Consider the following 17885-nt stretch of genomic DNA (forward strand, 5'->3'; position numbering starts at 1 on the left):
GCCCTCCGCCATGACCACCACCGGAACCCCCACCACGGAGAAGTCCCCCGGAACGGCCGCCCCGGCACCCCGCGGTCCCTGGCAGATCGCCCGGGCCGAGCTGGGCCGCCGGGCGTCCGTGAAGGTCTCCCTCGGTGTCGTCGCGCTGTTCGCGCTGATGGCCCTGGCCGCCCCGCTGCTCAGCGCGCTGGGCGGCTGGGGCCCCGAGGAGTTCGACCAGTCCGCCGTCGACCCGTATCTGGGCGGACTGCCCGTCGGACCGCTCGGCGGTGTCTCCGCCGAGCACTGGCTGGGTGTCGAACCCGTCACCGGCCGCGACCTGTTCGCCCGGGTCGTGCACGGCGCGCAGGTGTCGCTGCTGATCGCCTTCGCCGCCACCGCGATCGTCGTCGCCGCCGGTACGGCCGCGGGCATCGCGGCCGGCTACTTCGGCGGGCGGACCGACGCCGCGCTGTCCCGGCTGATGGACCTGACCATGTCCTTCCCCTCTCTCATCTTCATGATCGCGATGATGTCGGTGGCCCGCGACGTCAACCGGATCCTGCTGATGACCGCCGTCATCGGACTGTTCGGCTGGCCCGGCATCGCCCGGGTCGTGCGCGGTCAGACCCTTTCGCTGAAGCACCGTGAGTACGTCGCCGCCGCCCGGGTCGGCGGGTCCGGGCCCTGGCGGATCCTCACCCGGGAGATCCTCCCGGGCGTGGCCGGGCCGGTCATCGCGTACACCACCCTGCTCGTCCCCGGGATGATCGCCACCGAGGCGGCCCTCAGCTACCTCGGGGTGGGCGTCCGCCCGCCGACCCCGTCCTGGGGGCAGATGATCGCGGAGTCCGTCGCCTACTACGAGACCGACCCCATGTACTTCGTCATCCCCAGCACCTGCCTCTTCCTGACGGTGCTGGCGTTCACCCTGCTCGGTGACGCGCTGCGGGACGTCCTGGACCCGAGAGGGGCCCGCTCGTGATCCTCTACCTCGGGCGGCGGCTCCTGGCGGTGGCCGGGGTGCTCGTCGCCATCGCCGCCGTCACCTTCACCATCTTCTACGTCCTGCCCTCCGACCCGGCCGCCGCCGCCTGCGGCAAGGCGTGCAGCGCGGACCGGCTGGAGGCGATCCGCGCGCACATGGGCCTGGACCAGCCGGTCTGGAAGCAGTTCGCGGACTTCGCCGTCGGCATCTTCACCGGCCGCACCATGGGCAGCGGAGCCTACGCGCTGCACTGTGAGTTCCCGTGCCTCGGCTACTCCTACGAGAACAGCGAGGCCGTGTGGGACCTGCTGATGGACCGGCTGCCGGTGTCCGCCTCGCTGGCCGCCGGGGCCGCCGCCCTCTGGCTGCTGCTCGGCCTGTCCGCCGGGGTCACCGCCGCGCTGCGCAAGGACAGCCTGACCGACCGCGCGCTGATGGTCGGGGCGGTCGCGGTGGCGTCCCTGCCGGTGTACTTCACGTCCGTCATGCTGATCTACGGGGTCATCCGGGTCGCCGGGCTGCTGCCCTACCCGGAGTACGTGTCCCTCGCCGCCGACCCGGCCGGCTGGGCCTCCAGTCTGCTGCTGCCATGGCTGGCGCTGGCCCTGCTGTACGCGGCCATGTACGCGCGCCAGAGCCGCAGTTCGATGATCGAGACCATGGCGGAGCCGTACATCCGGACCGCCCGCGCGAAGGGGCTGCCGTACCGGACGGTCGTCGTCAAGCACGGGCTGCGGGCCGGGATGACACCGGTCCTCACGCTGTTCGGCATGGACCTCGGCGGGCTGCTGGCCGGCGCGGTGATCACCGAGTCCATCTTCGGTCTGCCGGGCGTCGGGCGGCTGTTCTACAGCGCCCTGTCGACCGGCGACCAGCCGGTCATCCTCGGCGTGACGCTGATGGCCGCCACCTTCATCGTCGTCGCCAACCTGGCCGTCGACCTGCTGTACGCCGTCGTCGACCCGCGAGTGAGGTACTGATGGGCGAGGCTCTGCTTTCCGTACGGGACCTCACCGTCACCTTTCCGACGCGGCGCGGGCCCGTCCGGGCCGTGGACGGGCTCAGCTTCGACGTGCGGAAGGGGCGCACCCTCGGCATCGTCGGGGAATCCGGCTCCGGCAAGTCGGTCACCTCGCTGGCCGTGATGGGCCTGCACACCGGGGCCGAGGTCGGCGGGTCGGTCACGCTCGGCGGACGGGAGCTGGCCGGGCTGCCGGAGCGGGAGCTGAACCGGCTGCGGGGGCGGCGGATGGCGATGATCTTCCAGGACCCGCTGTCGAGTCTGCATCCGTACTACACGGTCGGGGAGCAGATCGCGGAACACCACCGGGTGCACTTCGGCTCCCGGCGGACCGCGGCTCGCGAGCGGGCCGTGGAGGCGCTGGCGGAGGTCGGCATCCCGGAGCCCGTAAGGCGGGCCGGGGAGTATCCGCACCAGTTCTCCGGGGGGATGCGGCAGCGGGTGATGATCGCGATGGCCCTGGCGTGCGAGCCGGACCTGCTGATCGCGGACGAACCGACGACCGCGCTGGACGTCACCGTCCAGGCCCAGATCCTGGAGCTGCTGGCCCGCATCCAGGAGGAGCGGGGGCTGGCGGTCATCATGATCACCCACGATCTGGGCGTGGTCGCACGGGTCGCGCACGACGTGCTGGTGATGTACGGCGGACGGGCTGTCGAACAGGCACCCGTGGACGCGCTGTTCGCGTCACCCGCGCACCCCTACACCCGGGCCCTTCTGGACTCGCTGCCGCGGCTGGACGACGGGGACGACGAGCCCCTGCGGGCGATCCCGGGCAGCCCGCCCTCGCTGCTGGACCCGGTGCCGGGGTGCGCGTTCGCACCCCGGTGTCCGCGGGCGGCGGCGGGGGGCGCCGCCGACCGGGAGCGGTGCGATTCCGAGCGGCCCGCACTCACCGGGCCTGCCGGGCATCCGGCGGCCTGTCACTTCCCGGCGTACGAAGGCGTGGCGTCATGAACGAGAGCAGCAGCAGTCGGCAGGCGGGGCGCGGGCGGTCCGGCCCCGGGGCGGCCGGGACAAGACCGGCGGCGCCGTTGCTCTCCGTGCGGGAGCTGGCCGTGTCCTTCCCCGGCAAGCGGCGGAACGCGCCGGTCCGGGCGGTGGACGGGGTCGGCTTCGACGTGGGTGCCGGGGAGACGCTCGGGCTCGTCGGGGAGTCGGGCTGCGGTAAGTCGACCACCGGGCGGGTGATCGTGCGGCTGCTGGAGCCGACCGGTGGCTCCGTCCTGTACGACGGGCGGGACATCGGCCATCTCTCCCAGCGGGAGCTGAAGCCCTTGCGGAAGGAGCTCCAGATGGTGTTCCAGGACCCGCACTCCTCGCTCAACCCGCGCCAGACCGTGGCCAGGATCATCTCCGACCCCCTGCTGGTCCAGGGCAGTTCGGCCGCCCAGGCCCGCGCGAGGGCGGCGGAGCTGATGGAACTCGTAGGGCTGATCCCCGAGCATCTGGACCGCTATCCGCACGAGTTCTCCGGCGGTCAGGCGCAGCGTGTGGGGATCGCGCGGGCGCTGGCCACGGGGCCGCGGCTGGTGGTGGCCGACGAGCCGGTGTCGGCGCTGGACGTCTCCGTGCAGGCGCAGATCGTCAACCTGATGGAGCGGCTCCAGCGGGAACTCGGACTGGCCTACCTGTTCATCGCGCACGACCTGTCCGTGGTGAAGCGGGTGTGCGACCGGGTCGCGGTGATGTACCTGGGCCGGATCGTCGAGATCGGGGACAAACAGAAGGTGTACGGGGCGCCCGCCCACCCCTACACCCGCGCCCTGCTGTCGGCCGTGCCGCAGCCGGACCCGGCGGCGGAGCGGGCCCGGCAGCGGATCACGCTGCTGGGCGACCCGCCGAGCCCGGCCGCTCCCCCGCCGGGCTGCACGTTCCACCCCCGCTGCCCGAAGGCACAGGCCGTCTGCCGGACGGAGGCACCGCCCCTGCGGGTGCTCGCGGACGGGGAGCGACGGGAGGTGGCCTGTCACTTCCCGGAGGAGTGAGGCGATGGCCGTCGCATCGGGCGGCGGGTGAAACCAGTGGTGCGGCTGGGGCGTCTGGGAAGGTGTTCTGTATCTGCGTCTTCTACCGAAAGGGGCCGCTTGTGTCCTCCCTTTCCGTACGTCCCGGCCGCCGCGCCTTAGTCGCCTCGGGTGCGGCTGCCGCTTTCACCCTCGCCGTGGGGGCGCCCGGTGCCGCTCAGGCCGCCGCGCCGCGCGGGGCTGCGGGCCGGCTGCGCGCGCTGGAGCGGAAGCACGGCGCCCGGCTCGGGGCGTTCGCGTACGACACGGGCACGGGACGGGTGGTCGCCCACCGCGCCGGTGAGACCTTCCCCATGTGCTCGCTGTTCAAGACGGTCGCCGTCGCCGCCGTGCTGCGGGACCTGGACCGGGACGGGGAGTTCCTGGCACGGCGGCTGCACTTCACGTCCGAGGAGGCCGAACGGTCGGGCTGGGCTCCCGTGACCCGGGAGCATGTGGACGAGGGCATGACCGTCGCCGGGCTGTGCGACGCCGCGATCCGGTACAGCGACAACCTGGCGGCGAACCTGCTGCTGCGGGAGCTGGGCGGGCCGACGGCCGTGACCCGGTTCTGCCGTTCCGTCGGGGACGGCACGACCCGGCTGGACCGCTGGGAGCCCGCGCTGAACTCGGCCGAGCCGTGGCGGGAGACCGACACCACGTCGCCTTGCGCCGTCGGCCGGATGTACGCGCGGCTCGTCCTGGGGGATCTGCTGGACCCGGGGGACCGGGAGCGGCTGACGGGCTGGCTGCTCGGCAACACGACGAGCCGTGACCGGTTCCGGGCGGGGCTGCCGGGTGACTGGGTGCTGGCGGACAAGACGGGTGGCGGGAAGTACGGCACGAACAACGACGCGGGCATCGCGTGGCCGCCGGGACGACCGCCGGTGGTGCTGGCCGTGATGACGACGAAGCGGGCTGCTGACGCGCCGGGTGACGACCCGCTGGTCGCCGAGGCGGCGCGGATCCTGGCGGGAGCGCTGGGCTAGCGCCTCCGGCGGTTCCTTCCCCGGCTTCCCGCGAGGGGCTCCGCCCACGGGCGCCCGCGTCGCGTCCGGGAGGCAGCCCCTCGGAGGAAGAGATTGAGGGACCGGGGGCCGGGGCACGGGCAGCGGCCCCGCCCCTCCCCCGCCTACTCCGCGGACTCGACCCCCGGCGGCCAGGGCTCCGGCTCGTCCGGGTGGGAGCGCAGTCGAAGGATCGCGGCGACGAGGCCGCCCCAGACGATCGCGATGGCGATGATCATCATGACGATGGCGCCTGCGGACATCACGGCTCCTTCCGGTGGTGGGCTTCCCGGTCGGCCGGGGACTCCATGTCGAGGTCGATGTCCTCGCCCCCGGCCTTCCAGTGGACGAGGGTGAGGAGCACCCCGACGACGAGCGCCCCGGCGGCGATGCTCCAGCCCCAGGCGAGGAGGAAGCCGGTCGAGTAACCGCCGTAGTTCTCGTCGAACTCCTGGATCAGGCTGTCGACCATCATCCAGCCCAGCACCAGCGGGGTGATGACGCCGAGGCAGATCCGCCACCAGTGGCCGAGGCGGATCGCTGAGGTCTCGTCGGCGTTCGCCTGGAGCATGGGCAGGGCCCGGAGCACCCAGGCGATGACGACGAGGGCGACCAGCGCGGCGAGGGCGATGCCGTACTGGTTGATGAAGTGGTCGGCGGCGTCGAGGACGTAGAGCCCGCTGTCGGTCGGGTAGAGCAGGATCGACGCGAGCGCGACGAGGCCGCCGACGCCGAACACGGCCGGCATCCGGCGCATGCCGGTCCTGTCCTGCACTGCGGAGACGACGACCTGCACGATCGAGATGAGCGACGACAGACCGGCGATCACCAGCGAGAGGAAGAAGACGACCCCGAAGAGGCTGCCGAGCGGCATCTCGTTGATGACGGTCGGGAAGGCGACGAACGCGAGCCCCAGGCCGGAGCTGGCGACGTCGCTGACGGGCACTCCGGCGCTGGTGGCCATGAAACCGAGGGTGGCGAAGACACCGATGCCCGCCAGGATCTCGAAGGAGCTGTTGGCGAAGCCGGCGACCATCGCGGAGCCGGTGAGGTCGGCGCGGCGCCGCAGGTAGGAGGCATAGGTGACCATGATGCCGAAGCCGATGGACAGGGAGAAGAAGATCTGTCCGTAGGCCGCGACCCACACACTGCCGTTGCCGAGTTCCGACCAGTCGGGGGAGAACAGCGCGTCGAGGCCGGTGCCCGCGCCTTCGAGGGTGAGGGAGCGGATGACGAGGGCGGCGAAGAAGACGATGAGGAGCGGGATGAAGATCTTGTTGGCCCGCTCGATGCCGCGACGGACGCCGAACGCGAGGATCACGAGCACGACGACCCACACGGCGACGAGCGGCCAGAGCACCCCGGGGACGTAGGAGGAGGGGGCGCCGGGCGCGGGGGCCACCTTGAGGAACGTGCCGAAGAGGAAGCCCTCGGGGTCGGCGCCCCACTGGCGCCCGACGGAGAAGCCGACGTACCGGACCGCCCAGGCGAGGATGAGCGCGTAGTACGTCGCGATGACGAGGCTGACCACGACCTGCCACCAGCCGAGGACCTCGGCGGGGCGGGCCATCTGCCGCAGCGCGGCGGGCGGGGACATGCGGTACTTGCGGCCGATCGCGTACTCCATGATCAGCAGCGGGATGCCGGCGGTGAGGAGTGCGACCAGGTAGGGCAGGAGGAAGGCCCCTCCGCCGTTCTCGTAGGCGACGGCCGGAAAGCGCCAGATGTTGCCGAGTCCGATGGCGGAGCCGATCGCGGCCAGCAGGAATCCGGTGCGCGTGGCCCATTGTTCACGTGGCTGCTGGGTCATGTGGAGTCCTTGGGGTCGTGTACGCCGCGGATCTGACCTGTGGGCACGTTAACCCGGTACGAGGCGGACGGCGCGGTGAGATCGAGCCGTATGCCACGGATGTGCGGGACCGGGGCGGCCGGGGCTGACGGGCCGTCGGCCGTGAGCAGCTGCCAGCGAGAACCAGCCAGTGGCCGAAATGAGACGCTCCCCGGCCGTGGGGGCGGGCGGGGCGTCGGCTAGATTTCCGGGTCGCGGCAGTGCGTGCGGATACGGCCCCGTCGGAGGGGCGGTCCGGGCGGCGGGCCGTGAGAGAACCGTCGTCGCTGATCGGGGGAAGTCACACCCATGGTGCTGGTCGCTGTCTTCGGAGCCGCGCTGCTCATCGCGGTGCTGCTCTCCGGGCTCGCCGCCCGGACCGTCCTGTCCACGTCGTTCCTGTTCCTCGTCGGCGGCGCGCTCGTCAGCGACGGCTTCCTGGGGCTCATTCACATCACTCCGGACAGCGAGATCGTGGCGGTCACCGCCGATCTGGCGCTGTTCGCCGTGCTGTTCACGGACGGCACGCACGTGTCGTTCCCCAAGCTGAAGCAGAACTGGAAGAACCCGGCACGGGCGCTGGGGCTGGGCATGCCGATCGCACTGGTCGGCATGGCCCTGATCACCCATTTCCTGGTCGGTCTCGACTGGACCACGTCCTTCCTGGTCGGCGCGGTGCTGGCACCGACCGACCCGGTGTTCGCCTCCGCGATCATCGGCAGGAAGGAGGTGCCGTCGAAGCTGCGGCAGCTGCTGAACGTGGAGAGCGGCATCAACGACGGGCTGGCGCTGCCGGTCGTGCTGGTCCTCATCGCGGCGGCCGGGCCGACGGCGAGCGGCCAGGCGGACATGTCGTACGGTGCCATCGCGCTGGAGCTCGGGCTCGGCCTGGTGCTCGGTGTGGTGCTGCCGCTGCTCGTCAACGCGCTGGTTCGGTTCCGGCTGCTGGGGGCGGAGCCCAAGCTGCAGCCGCTGCTGCCGCTGGCGATCGGGGTGCTGCTGTACGCGGTCTGCCATCTGACGCACGCGAACCCGTACCTGGCGGCGTTCTCGGCGGGCGCGGTGCTGGCGGCGGTCTCGCCGGAGGCGAGCAAGGCGTTCGCGCCGCTGGGCGAGGCGCTGGCGGAGCTGGCGAAGTTCGCGGCGCTGCTGGTGTTCGGCGCACTGCTGACGCCGCAGCTGTTCGGTGACCTGTCGTTCGGCGGATACGTGGCGGTGGTGCTGGCGATCGTGCTGATCCGTCCGGCGTCCATGCTGCTCTCGCTCGTCGGGACGCGCTTCGACCGGCGGGAGCGGCTGGTCGCGGCCTGGTTCGGTCCGAAGGGCTTCGCGTCGGTCGTGTACGGGCTGCTGGTCTTCCAGGCCGGGATCCCGAACGGCCAGGAGGCGTACACGCTGATCGCGGTGTGCATCGCGTTCTCGATCATCGCGCACAGCAGCACGGACGTGCCGATCGCGAAGCTGTTCCATGTGGAGAACCTGGCGGGCATCCCTTCGGACGACGACGATCAGGACGCGCGGCCGACGCGGGATGCTGCGGCCGACGGCCCCCCGGAAAAAGTCCGGGCCACTGTGCCGGCCCATTCGGGCGGCGGCGAGGGCGCCGCGCGTCCATGATGGTCGGTGACAGCGTTCTGTACGCGGTCGCGTAGCCGCCCGGGTCCGCCCGGAATCCGGGCGGGCGCGCTGCGGGCGACGGGAGGAGACGCCCCATGACGGCACGTACGGCCCGCAGCCCGGCTCTTCCCGCGCTGCGGGGCGTACGTGCCGTCGTGTTCGACACGGACGGGGTCGTCACCGATTCGGCACGGGTCCACGCAGCGGCGTGGAAGGCGGCGTCCGACGCGTTCCTGGAGGGGCTGCCGGGAAGCCCGCAGCGCCCGTTCGACGAGGTCGACGACTACCTGCGCCATGTGGACGGGCGTTCCCGCCGAGACGGTGCGGCGTCCTTCCTGGCTTCCCGCGGGCTGCCGCCGGAGGCCCGGGTGGTGGAGGCCCTCGCGGCCGACAAGGACCGGCGTTTCACGGCACGGCTGCGGGAACAAGGAGCGGAAGCGTTCCCCGGTACGGTCCGGCTGCTGCGGGCCCTGCGGGACGCGGGGGTGCCGCTGGCCGCCGCGTCGGCGTCCCGGCACGCGCGGGAGCTGCTGGAGCGGGCGGGGGTGCTGGACCTGTTCGCGGCCCTCGTGGACGGCGTGGAGGCCGCCCGCCTGGACCTCCCCGGCAAACCGGACCCGGCCCTGTTCCTTGAGGCGGCCCGCCGCCTGGGCGAACCGCCGGGGCGCTGCGCGGTCGTGGAGGATGCCCTGGCGGGTGTGGAGGCGGGCCACCGCGGAGGCTTCGCCCTGGTGGTGGGCGTGGACCGCACGGCGACCCCGGCCACGGCGACCGCCCTGGCCCGGCACGGAGCGGACGTGGTCGTACAGGACCTGGCGGAACTCCTGGACGACGCCGGGCCGCCGCCCCCGTCCGGAACCGCGGGCCCCCGTGCCGCTCCCGTGCCCCCGGACCCGGCTCAGGCCGCCGACCGGCCGGAGGGCCCACGCCGCCCGGCAGGCGGCGAAGGCGGCGGGGAGTCCGGCGGGGGCACGCCCCGCGCGATGAGCGGGGGCGGTCCGGTGTGAACTCGTGGACGTGGGGGTTCGAGGGGTACGCCGGGGAGCGGGAGAGCCTGCGGGAGGCGCTCTGCACCCTGGGGAACGGCTACTTCGCCACACGCGGCGCCCTTCCCGAGTGCGAGGCCGACGGGACGCACTATCCGGGGACGTACGCGGCCGGGTGCTACAACCGGCTGGTGTCGGAGGTCGCGGGGCGGCGGGTCGAGAACGAGGACCTGGTGAACCTGCCCAACTGGCTGCCCGTGCGCTACCGCGTGGCCGACGAGCCGGAGCACGGACTGGGCCCGGGGCCGTGGCTGACGCCCGCACACGAGTCCCTCACCGACCACGCGCTCTCCCTGGACCTCCGGTGCGGCACCCTTGAGCGGCACACCTGGTACGAGGACGACGACGGGCGCAGGCTGTCGGTGCGGCAGCTGCGACTGGTTCACATGGGTGATCCGCACCTCGCGGTGCTGCGCAGCGAGTTCACCGCGGAGAACTGGGCGGGCGCCCTGGACGTCGAGGCGGAGCTGGACGGCGCCGTCGCCAACACCGGCGTGAAGCGCTACCGGCAGCTGTCGCACCGGCACCTGGAGCACGTGGAGACCGGCGAGGCCGCCGGGCACCGGGTGTGGCTGGGGTGCCGCACCAGCGCGTCGGGCATCCGCATCGGGATGGCCGCCCGGACCGTCGTCCTGGAGGGCCTGGGCGTGGAGACCGGGGAGGCGGCCGAGGCCCCGGTGCTTCCGGTGCGGCACGGCGACCGCCGCGTGACGCAGCGGTTCCGGCTGACGCTGCTGCCGGGCGCGACCGTCGTCGTCGACAAGGTGGTGGCCCTGCACACCTCACGCGACCCGGCCGTCTCCGACCCGCTGCACGCGGCCGTGGACCGGGTGGACCGGGCACCCGGCTTCGAGCGGCTGCTGGAAGCGCACCGGACGGCCTGGCAGCAGCTGTGGCGGCGCGCCGAGGTGGACGTGCCGGACCACGCGGGCCGCGTCCTGCGGCTGCACCTGTTCCACGTGCTCCAGACGCTGTCGCCGCACACGGCGGACCTGGACGTGGGAGTGCCCGCGCGGGGGCTGCACGGGGAGGCGTACCGGGGGCACGTCTTCTGGGACGAGCTGTTCGTGCTGCCCTATCTGAACCTGCATTTCCCGGAGGTCTCCCGGGCCCTGCTCGGCTACCGGCACCGGCGCCTGGAGCGGGCCCGGTTCAACGCCCGGGACGCGGGCCGGGCGGGCGCCCTGTACCCGTGGCAGAGCGGCAGCGACGGCCGCGAGGAGACCCAGCAGCTGCACCTCAACCCCCGGTCGGGGCGCTGGCTGCCGGACCACTCGCACCTCCAGCACCATGTGAACTCGGCCGTCGCGTTCAACGTGTGGCGTTACTGGGAGGCGACCGGGGACGACGAGTTCCTGCACACCAAAGGCGCCGAGATGCTGCTGGAGGTCGCCCGCTTCTGGGCGGACAAGGCGGCGTACGACGACGCGCTCGACCGCTACCGGATCCGGGGCGTGCTGGGCCCCGACGAGTACCACGACGCGTACCCGGGAGCGAAGCAGCCGGGCCTGGACGACAACGCCTACACGAACGTGATGGCGGCCTGGGTGCTGGCGCGGGCCCTGGAGCTGATGGAGGAACTGCCGGACCCCCGGCGCCGGGAGCTGGCGGAGCGGATCGGGCTGCACCACAGCGAGCTGGCGCTGTGGGAGGACGTGTCGCGCCGCCTCCATGTGCCGTTCCACAACGGGGTGATCAGCCAGTTCCACGGCTACGGGGAGCTGGCTGAGCTGGACTGGAACGGGCTGCGGCACCGGTACGGCGACATCCGTCGGCTGGACCGGATCCTGGAGGCGGAGGACGACACCGTCAACCGGTACCAGGCGTCCAAGCAGGCCGATGTGCTGATGCTGGGCTATCTGTTCTCGCCGGGCGAACTGCGGGGGCTGTTGCGGCGGCTGGGCCACGTCCTGGACGACGAGATGTGGTGGCGGACCGTCGACTACTACCTGCGGCGCACCAGCCACGGCTCGACGCTGAGCGGTCTGGTGCACGGATGGGTGCTGGCCCGGGTACGGCGGGCGGAGGCGTGGGAGTTCTGCCAGGAGACCCTGGAGTCGGACATCGCGGACCTGCACCGCGGGACGACCGGCGAGGGCATCCACCTGGGGGCGATGGCGGGGACGCTCGACCTGGTGCAGCGCGGGCTGACCGGGCTCGACACACGGGCCGGGGTGCTGCGGCTGGACCCGGTGCCGCTGCCGGAGCTGTCGGAGTACGACTTCACGCTGCGGTTCCACGGGCACTGGGGGGTGCGGCTGCGGATGCGGCCGGGCAGCCTGCACGTGTCCGTGCCGGACTCGGGTGTGCTGCCGCTGGACATTGAACTGCCGGGGCGGTCGGTGTCGATCGACCCGGGCCGGGCCGCGACGCTGGACCTGCCGGAACCCCCGGAGGGGTGAGACGGGGCGGCGCTGTGGCCACCCGGAGCGGTGGCAGGGGGGCGGGAAACGGGAGCCGGGCGTCGTTCTGCGCACCTGTGATCCGTCGTGTCCCGGACGTCACAACGTCAACACGCGTACTCACACGCGTCAAATGAGGCGGCGGAGGGCGCGACAGGGGGCGCTCGGCTGGGTAGTTGGCTCCATGACGTTGGAGCGCCGCCTCCCAACCCCTTGATCCGTCTTCAGGTTAGGCTAACCTAACCTCTCGTGTGCCGGGGGCGAAGAGCGCGACCTCCGCACGACGACCGAAGGGCGTCCGCCATGCCGAACGGTGCGCTGCGCGCCGAGCTACTAGAGCGACAGAAGCGACGCGAGTCCTCCGCCCGTACCTACGCCGGCACCCTCCCCGTGGCTCCCGCGCACGCCGCCGGGGCGGTCGTCACCGGGGCCGACGGACGCACCTACCCGGACCGCCTGTCCGGCGCCGTCCTCGGCGACGAGCAGGCCGACGCGGTCCTGGAGCGGCTGGCGGCGGCACTGGAGGACGTCCGGTGACCCCGGACGAGGCCCTGGCGGGCGGTGCCCAAGGTCCCGAAATACTCGGCAAGTTGACCGGGGTGGTGCTGGACGTCCTGGCCGGCGGCGCGGCGGCCCGTGGCGGGCCGCTGCCGACGGGCGGGCCCGAGGAGGTGGGCCGGAGGTTACGGGAGGCCTGCGAGCCGTTCCTGCCGGAGCACGGGACCGGGGCGGAGGAGTCTCTGCGCACACTCGTACGGGCCGCCGCCGAGGGCGCCGCGGACCCGGCCGACCCCCGGTGCGCCGGGCATCTGCACTGCCCGCCCCTCGCGGTGGCCGCCGCGGCCGAACTGGCCGCCGCCGCGCTCAACCAGTCGCTGGACTCCTGGGACCAGGCTCCCGCGGCGACCGCCCTGGAGCGGGAGGTGTGCTGGGCTCTCGCCGCGTTGGTGTACCCCGGGCGGGCCGCGCCGGACGCGCTGGTGACCAGCGGGGGCACCGAGTCCAACCTGGTGGCGCTGCTGCTGGCCCGGGAGCGGGCGCCCGGGGTGCGGGTGCTGTGCGGCGCGAACGCCCACCACAGCGTGCGGCGGGCCGCCTGGCTGCTGGGGCTGCCCGAGCCGGTGGTGCTGCCCTGTCCGGGCGGGCGGCTGGACCCCCGCACCGTCGACACGGCACTGTCAGCGGGTCGGAGCGGTCCCGCGCTGGTCGTGGCGACCGCCGGCACCACCGACGAAGGACTCGTCGACCCGCTGCCCGAACTCGCCGCCGTGGCACGGCGGCACGGGGCGGAGCTGCACGTCGACGCCGCGTACGGGGGGCCGTTGCTGTTCAGCGACCGGCTGGCGCCGCGGCTCGACGGGCTGGCGTCGGCCGTGTCCGTGGCGTTCGACCTGCACAAGCTGGGCTGGCAGCCGGTCGCCGCCGGGTTGCTGGCCGTGCCGGACAGCGGGCTGCTGCGGCCCCTGGAGCTGCGCGCGGACTACCTCAACGCGGGGGACGACACCGAGGCCGGGCTGCCGGACCTGCTGGGGCGCTCGGTGCGGACGACCCGGCGCCCCGACGTCCTCAAGATCGCCGTCACGTTGCGGGCGCTGGGGCGGACCGGGGTGGGGGCGCTGGTGGAGCGGTGCGTGGACGCGGCGGAGGAGTGCGGGGCCCTGGTGGACGCGCATCCGGAACTGCGGCGCCGCCACGGGCCCGTCGGTATCAGCACAGTGCTCTTCCGTCCGGTCGCGGCGGACCGCCTGCCGCCGGAGGAGGGCGACGCCCTGGTGGCCGAGGTGCGGCGGCGGCTGCTGGCCGGGGGCGAGGCTGTGGTGGGGCGGGCCGTCGCGGAGGACACCGCCGGGTGCGCGCGGCTGTGGCTGAAGGCCACGCTGCTCCACCCGGGGGTCACGGGGGCGGAGCTGGCGGGGCTGCTGGAGCTGGTCGCCCGGACGGCCGGGACGGCCACCACGAAGGGAACCGTATGAAGGACGCGACCGTCGATCTGCTCGGCGTCGGGATCGGGCCGTTCAACCTCTCGCTCGCCGCACTCGCGGACGGGGTACCGGGGCTGGACGCCCTGTTTCTGGAGCAGCGGGCCGCCTTCCACTGGCATCCTGGGCTCATGGTCGACGGAGCTACTCTCCAAGTGCCGTTCCTGGCCGATCTGGTGAGTCTCGTCGACCCGACGAGCCGCTGGTCGTTCCTGAACTACATACGGGACCAGGAACGCCTGTTCCCGTTCTACTTCGCCGAGCGCTTCCACATACCGCGCGCCGAGTACGACGCGTACTGCCGCTGGGTCAGCGAGCGGCTCCCCTCCTGCCGGTTCGGGCACCGGGCCGACACGGTCCGCTGGGACGATGACCGGCAGGCGTACGAGGTGGAGTGCACCCTCCTGGACGCGACGGGCGAACAGGCGGGCCGCGAACGGGTGTTCGCGCGGCACCTCGCCCTGGGCGTCGGCACCGCCCCGCACGTGCCCGAGCCGGTGCGGGCGCTCGCCGGGGACCCGGGCGTCCCGGTGCTGCACTCCGCCGACTACCTGGCGCACCGGGCGCGGCTGCTCGCCGCCGGTCACGTCACCGTGGTCGGTGCCGGGCAGTCGGGCGCCGAGGTGCTGCTGGACCTGCTGCGGGCCAGGCCGCAGGGGCGCGAAGGGCTCATGTGGCTGGCGCGCACGCCTGCCTTCGCACCCATGGAGTACAGCAAACTGGGCCTGGAGCACTTCACGCCCGACTACACCCGCTACTTCCACCGGCTGCCGCAGGACGCCAGGGACCGGCTGCTGCCCGGCCAGTGGCAGCTCTACAAGGGCGTCAGTGCGGAGACGCTGTCGGACATCCACGACGAGCTCTACCGGAGGGTGCTGCCGGGCCCCGGGAGCTGGCCCGACGTCACGCTCACGCCCGGCGTCGCCGTGACGGGCGCCGCACTGCGCGACGGGCGGGTGGAGCTGGTGCTGCGGCATGTCGAGGAGGGGTCCGAGGCCCGGCTGCGCACGGACGCCGTCGTCCTCGCCACCGGATACGCCGAGCGGCCCGTCGACGCCCTGCTGGAGCCGCTGGGCCCGCACATCACCCGGGACGCGGCCGGGCGCCCGCTGGTCGGCCCGGACCAGCGGCTCGCGCTGGACGAGAAGGCGGGCGGCTCGGTGTTCGTGCAGAACGCGGAGCGGCACACGCACGGCGTGGGCACCCCGGACCTCGGGCTCGCGGCCTGGCGCTCGGCGGTGATCCTCAACGCGCTCACCGGGCGGGACGCGTACCCGCTGCCGAGCCGTACCGCGTTCACCAGGTTCGGCCTCAGGTGACCGGGAGGCTCGGGTGTCCGAAAGGCCTCAGGTGACCGAGGTACCTCACATGACCGGGGAGACCTCACGCGACCAGGGAGAGAAGAGGGCTGTATGAGCGAGACCCCGCACGCGGTCGCGGACCGCGCCGCCGTCGACGGGCTGCTGCGCTGCTGGATACGGGAGACCGGCGTCGAGCGGCCCGCCGACGGCGTGCTGCGCCTGGAGCTGCCGTCGTCGGGTACGGCGGTCGAGGCACCCGTCGCGTACTGGTCGCCGGTCGGCTGGCACCGGTTCGGGCCCGCCCGGCTGCGCTCCGGCGCCCCCGCCTCCGCCACCGTGCTGGCCGCGCTCCTCGGCGCGGAGGCCGCGGGCGGCGACCCGGCGAGCGTGGCGGACCTGACCGGACGGGTCAGCGACTCGGTGCGCCGGGTCGCCGAGTTCGTACGGCTCCGCAGCGCCTCTCCCGGAGACCCGGCGGGCACCACGGCGTTCCTGGCCGGCGAGCAGGCGCTGCTCACCGGTCATCCCCTGCACCCGACGCCGAAGAGCCGCGAGGGGCTCACGGAGGGGGAGGCCGCCCGCTACTCCCCGGAGGCGCGGGGCCGCTTCCCGCTGCACTGGTTCGCCGCCGACCCGTCCGTGGTGCGGGAAGACTCGTCCCTGGCACGTCCGGCGCGGGAGCTGCTGGCGCCGTTCGCGGAGGACGCCGCCGGGCCGCCCGGCACCGTGCTCGTGCCCGCCCACCCGTGGCAGGCGCGGGACGTGGTGCACCGCCCGCCGGTGCGGGCCCTGCTGGACGCGGGACTCCTGCACGACCTGGGCCCCGCGGGCCCCGACTGGTCCCCCACCTCCTCGGTCCGCACGCTCTACCGGGCGGACGCTCCCGTGATGCTGAAGTTCTCGCTGGGCCTGCGGATCACCAACTCCCGCCGCGAGAACCTGCGTGCGGAGCTGCTCCGGGGCCTCGCGGTGGACCGGCTGCTGTCGGCCGGGCTCGACCGCGCCCTGCGCGCCGCGCATCCGGGCTTCGCGATCGTACGGGACCCGGCGTGGCTGGCGGTGGACCCGCCTGAGGGGCACCGGGAGCGCACCGGTCTGGACGTGGTGGTGCGGGCCAACCCGTTCTGCGCGGGCTCCGCGACGCAGGCGGTGTGCGTGGCCGGACTGGTCGCGCCCCGCCCCGACCTTCCGGACGGGCGGTCGTGGCTGGCGCGGATCGTGCACCGGCTGGCCGAGGCGACCGGTCGGCCGGTCGAGCGGACCGGCGAGGAGTGGTTCGTACGGTACGCGGAGCGGGTCGTCGCCCCGGTGCTGTGGCTGTACGCGACCTACGGCCTCGGACTTGAGGCGCACCAGCAGAACACGCTCGTCGTGCTCGACGCGGACGGCCGGCCCGTCGGCGGCCGGTACCGGGACAACCAGGGCTACTATTTCTCCCCCTCCCGCAGCCACGCGCTGTACGGCTGGACTCCGGGCGTCGGCCGGGACCTGGGGACGTACGTGGCCGACGAGGTCATCGACGAACGGCTCGCGTACTACGTGGGCGTCAACAACCTGCTGGGCGTGGCCGGTGCGCTGGGCTCGCAGGGGCTGGCGGACGAGACGCGGCTGCTGCGCCACGCCGACGCGTTCCTGGCCGGGATGACCGCCGCGCACGGCGACCGTCTGCGGCCGGCGGCGCTGCTGCGGGACGAGCCTGTGCTGCGCTGCAAGGCGAACCTGCTGACGCGGGTACGCGGCATGGACGAGCTGACGGGCCCGCTGGAGGCGCAGTCGGTGTATGTGGACATTCCCAATCCGATCGCGGAGGTACGCAAGTGACACAGTTCGACGAGACGCCGCTGTACCAGGACGGCGGCGGCACGTTCGGACTCCGGGCGGTGGACCCGGAGAAGGACGCGGAGCTGGTGGCCGCCTGGATGAACGACCCGGAGGTGTCGCCGTACTGGGAGCTGGACGGGCCCGTGGAACGCATCGCCGCGCATCTGTGGACGCAGGTGGAGAGCGGGTACTCGACCCCGTACCTCGGCTGTGTGGACGGGACGCCGATGAGCTACTGGGAGCTGTACAGGGCGGACCTCGACCCGCTGAGCCGGTACTACCGGGCCCGGCCCCGGGACGCGGGCGTGCACGTCCTGCTGGGCCCGCCCGCGTACCGGGGCCGCGGGCTGGGACCGGTGCTGCTGAGGGCCGTCACGGACTGGCAGCTGCGCACCGACCCGTACGCCGAACGGGTGGTGGCCGAGCCGGACGTACGGAACATCCGCTCGGTGCGCGCCTTCGAACGGGCCGGTTTCCGGGTGGCCAGCTACCTGGAACTCCCGGAGAAGCGGGCGGCGCTGATGTTCCGCGGACGGACGGAGTAGCCGGTGCCTGGCAGCCCCTGCCGACGCCCCGGGACTCACCCCGCCCCGGCCACGCCACCGCAGAGCCCGCCACCCGGCTCCGGCACGCCGCCCCCGCAGCACCCACCCGGAGGCCCGGCCACCGGACAGGCCCGCGGCCAGGGCCCGACCACGCCCACCGGGCCTGGAGTGACTCACGGACGGGCGCGGGGGCCGGAGCACGCACCGGGCCCGGACGGGGCGGGCAGCACCGCGCAGCCGCCGTCCTCTCCGGATGCCGCGCCCTGCGGGGCCGTGCCCGCACCCGGGCCCGCGCCGGATCAGTCGGCCGCGACGGGTCCGGCGGCGCCGGAGTCCGTGGCCACG

At 73.5% G+C, this 17885-nt stretch carries 15 protein-coding genes; 13 read left to right on the top strand and 2 right to left on the bottom strand.

Annotated elements, in window-relative coordinates; translation table 11 throughout:
* Positions 1 to 10: 10 nt before the first annotated feature.
* The 5 genes from I3F58_RS23675 (at position 11) to bla (ending at position 4983) form a co-directional block, all read left to right on the top strand.
* A complete protein-coding gene (locus tag I3F58_RS23675) occupies positions 11 to 964 on the top strand; it encodes an ABC transporter permease (protein ID WP_240110695.1) in 954 nt (317 codons plus the stop codon).
* Positions 961 to 1947, top strand: coding sequence for an ABC transporter permease (locus I3F58_RS23680; protein WP_240110696.1), 987 nt, complete (start codon positions 961 to 963; stop codon positions 1945 to 1947). The genes I3F58_RS23675 and I3F58_RS23680 overlap by 4 nt, the downstream gene beginning before the upstream one ends.
* Positions 1947 to 2945, top strand: coding sequence for an ABC transporter ATP-binding protein (locus I3F58_RS23685; RefSeq protein WP_240110697.1), 999 nt, complete (start codon positions 1947 to 1949; stop codon positions 2943 to 2945). Before I3F58_RS23680 ends, I3F58_RS23685 begins: the two co-directional genes overlap by 1 nt.
* Complete coding sequence (locus I3F58_RS23690; protein ID WP_240110698.1) at positions 2942 to 3976, top strand: ABC transporter ATP-binding protein; 1035 nt, start codon at positions 2942 to 2944, stop codon at positions 3974 to 3976. Before I3F58_RS23685 ends, I3F58_RS23690 begins: the two co-directional genes overlap by 4 nt.
* Positions 3977 to 4077: 101 nt before the next feature.
* Positions 4078 to 4983: a class A beta-lactamase gene (gene bla / locus I3F58_RS23695; RefSeq protein ID WP_374208024.1), complete on the top strand. Its 906-nt coding sequence runs from the start codon at positions 4078 to 4080 to the stop codon at positions 4981 to 4983.
* Between the two features lie 143 nt (positions 4984 to 5126).
* Here the strand turns inward: bla and I3F58_RS23700 are convergent, their stop codons facing one another.
* Positions 5127 to 5264, bottom strand: coding sequence for a methionine/alanine import family NSS transporter small subunit (locus I3F58_RS23700; RefSeq protein ID WP_240110700.1), 138 nt, complete (start codon positions 5262 to 5264; stop codon positions 5127 to 5129).
* Positions 5264 to 6811: a sodium-dependent transporter gene (locus tag I3F58_RS23705; protein WP_240110701.1), complete on the bottom strand. Its 1548-nt coding sequence runs from the start codon at positions 6809 to 6811 to the stop codon at positions 5264 to 5266. The genes I3F58_RS23700 and I3F58_RS23705 overlap by 1 nt, the downstream gene beginning before the upstream one ends.
* Before the next feature lie 327 nt (positions 6812 to 7138).
* Between I3F58_RS23705 and I3F58_RS23710 the strand changes: the two genes are divergently transcribed.
* The 8 genes from I3F58_RS23710 to I3F58_RS23745 all read left to right on the top strand — a co-directional run bounded on the left by I3F58_RS23710 (position 7139) and on the right by I3F58_RS23745 (position 17540).
* A complete protein-coding gene (locus tag I3F58_RS23710) occupies positions 7139 to 8446 on the top strand; it encodes a sodium:proton antiporter (RefSeq protein WP_240110702.1) in 1308 nt (435 codons plus the stop codon).
* Positions 8447 to 8541: 95 nt separating this feature from the next.
* Entirely contained in the window at positions 8542 to 9453 is a 912-nt protein-coding gene (locus tag I3F58_RS23715; RefSeq protein ID WP_240110703.1) for an HAD family phosphatase, read from the top strand.
* Entirely contained in the window at positions 9450 to 11894 is a 2445-nt protein-coding gene (locus tag I3F58_RS23720) for a glycoside hydrolase family 65 protein (protein WP_240110704.1), read from the top strand. The genes I3F58_RS23715 and I3F58_RS23720 overlap by 4 nt, the downstream gene beginning before the upstream one ends.
* Positions 11895 to 12197: 303 nt before the next feature.
* The gene (locus tag I3F58_RS23725; RefSeq protein WP_240110705.1) at positions 12198 to 12431 is read left to right on the top strand and encodes a hypothetical protein; all 234 of its coding nucleotides are present in this window, start codon (positions 12198 to 12200) and stop codon (positions 12429 to 12431) included.
* Positions 12428 to 13867 carry an aminotransferase class V-fold PLP-dependent enzyme gene (locus I3F58_RS23730; RefSeq protein WP_240110706.1) on the top strand — a complete coding sequence of 480 codons (1440 nt, stop codon included), beginning with the start codon at positions 12428 to 12430 and terminating at the stop codon, positions 13865 to 13867. The genes I3F58_RS23725 and I3F58_RS23730 overlap by 4 nt, the downstream gene beginning before the upstream one ends.
* Positions 13864 to 15192: a lysine N(6)-hydroxylase/L-ornithine N(5)-oxygenase family protein gene (locus I3F58_RS23735; protein WP_240110707.1), complete on the top strand. Its 1329-nt coding sequence runs from the start codon at positions 13864 to 13866 to the stop codon at positions 15190 to 15192. The genes I3F58_RS23730 and I3F58_RS23735 overlap by 4 nt, the downstream gene beginning before the upstream one ends.
* 93 nt (positions 15193 to 15285) lie before the next feature.
* Positions 15286 to 16995 carry an IucA/IucC family siderophore biosynthesis protein gene (locus I3F58_RS23740; protein WP_240110708.1) on the top strand — a complete coding sequence of 570 codons (1710 nt, stop codon included), beginning with the start codon at positions 15286 to 15288 and terminating at the stop codon, positions 16993 to 16995.
* Entirely contained in the window at positions 16992 to 17540 is a 549-nt protein-coding gene (locus tag I3F58_RS23745; RefSeq protein WP_240110709.1) for a GNAT family N-acetyltransferase, read from the top strand. The genes I3F58_RS23740 and I3F58_RS23745 overlap by 4 nt, the downstream gene beginning before the upstream one ends.
* Positions 17541 to 17885 lie beyond the last annotated feature (345 nt).

This window comes from Streptomyces sp. MUM 203J (genome assembly GCF_022414595.1).
Lineage (GTDB): Bacteria > Actinomycetota > Actinomycetes > Streptomycetales > Streptomycetaceae > Streptomyces.